The following is a 1,583-nucleotide window of genomic DNA, read 5'->3' as shown; positions in this document are numbered from 1 at the left end:
GGGAGGACCCCCCGCCGGTCGACAGCGACGGCACCGACAACAGCGGCGAGGTCGCGGCGCCCGACACCTCCACCGACTCCGACGCCGGCACCACTCAGCCCGAGGGCGAGGAGCCGGACGAGCCGAAGCCCGAGCCGAGCCCGCAGGAGAGCCCCACCGCCCCCGAGGACGAGGACGTCGAGACGGCCGCCTCCTGCCCGCCCGAGGGCGGCGAGAGCCCCGGGACCGAGCCCGACGAGGACGAGGACGACGGTCCGGGCGTTCGCGAGACCGACGAGGAGTGCCAGCCCTCCGACGAGCCCAGCGAGCCGGACGAGAGCGACGAGCCCTCCCCCGGCGACGAGGACGAGGACGAGGACTACGGCGACCAGGACAGCGATCCGGATGTCCCCGAGAACGAGGACTCCGGCAGCATCTCCTGACCGCGGTCACCCGCCCCGCACGTCGAGCCGCGGAGCACCGGAACCCGGCCCGCCGCGCCTACGGTCGGGCCGGGAGGAACCAGGAGAGGGTCACCAGCGCCCGGTACGCGCCTGCAGCACCGAAAGCGCCGCAACCCCCGCGGTCGAGGTGCGCAGGACTCCGGGGCCCAGGAGCGCGCGCACGGCACCCGCTCCGGTGAAGGCCTCCAGCTCCGTGCCGGAGAACCCGCCCTCGGGGCCGACCACGAGCACGATGTGCGCGTCGTCCCCCTGCGGCAGCTCGGCCGTGGAGAGGGTCCGGTCGGCGTCCTCGTGCAGCACCACGGCGAGTGTGGCATCGCTCAACAGGTCGGCGACGGCACGGCGGTCCGCGAGGTCGGCGACCTCGGGCAGGCGTGACCGGCGGGACTGCTTGGCGGCCTCCCGGGCGGTGTTGCGCCACTTGTCCAGGGACTTCTGCACACGCGGACCCTTCCAACGGGTCACGCAGCGTTCGGCCGCCCACGGGACGACGGCGTCCACACCGGCCTCGGTCATCATCTCCACGGCGAGTTCACCGCGGTCGCCCTTGGGCAGGGCCTGGACCACGGTCAGCCGGGGACGGGGTTCGGGTTCGGTGTGCACCTCGCCGAGGCGACAGTCGATGCTGTCCTTGCCGACACCCACGACGACGGCGCGGGCCCGCAGACCCGCGCCGTCGGAGAGGTCGACGGCCTCCCCCTCGCGGATACGCCGCACCACGGCCGCGTGACGCCCCTCGGGCCCGGCCACGGTGACCGTGGTTCCCGGGCCCGAGAGGAGGTCGTCCGTGCCGACGAGGAAGACCGGCGGTGTCACTTGGCGCCGAAGGCGTCGCGGATCTTCGAGAAGAACCCGCCGTGCCCGGGGCTGAACTTGCCGGGCGTCTTGTCCTCACCGCGCAGTTCGGCGAACTTGCGCAGCATGGACTCCTGCTCCTCGTCCAGCTTGCTCGGGGTCTCGACGTCCACACGGATGCGGAGGTCGCCCCGGCCGCTGCCCTCCAGGCGCGTGACGCCCTTGCCCGGCAGGGTGATGACGTGCCCGGAGTTGGTGCCCGGGCGCAGGTCGATGTTCTCCGTGCCGTCGAGCGTGTCGAAGTCGAAGGAGGCACCGAGCGCCGCCGCCGTCATCGGGACGGTG

Annotated in this window: 1 protein-coding gene and 2 pseudogenes (1 of these 3 running past the window's edge); 1 reads left to right on the top strand and 2 read right to left on the bottom strand. The window is 73.5% G+C overall.

From position 1 onward, the window contains the following. Window positions 1-422, top strand: a pseudogene (locus D474_RS32190) (hypothetical protein); the annotation flags it as partial. A gap of 90 nt (window positions 423-512) precedes the next feature. Here D474_RS32190 and D474_RS0106530 read toward each other — a convergent pair. Beyond that, window positions 513-1,259, bottom strand: a complete 747-nt coding sequence (locus D474_RS0106530; protein ID WP_017612785.1) for a 16S rRNA (uracil(1498)-N(3))-methyltransferase — start codon at window positions 1,257-1,259, stop codon at window positions 513-515. Next, window positions 1,256-1,583: pseudogene (locus D474_RS27860) on the bottom strand (DnaJ C-terminal domain-containing protein) (it continues 768 nt past the right edge of the window). Before D474_RS27860 ends, D474_RS0106530 begins: the two are co-directional and overlap by 4 nt.

This window comes from Nocardiopsis salina YIM 90010, assembly GCF_000341025.1.
GTDB lineage: Bacteria > Actinomycetota > Actinomycetes > Streptosporangiales > Streptosporangiaceae > Nocardiopsis > Nocardiopsis salina.
Note: the sequence above shows the minus strand (reverse complement) of the source record. Positions and strands in the feature narration are given on the sequence as shown.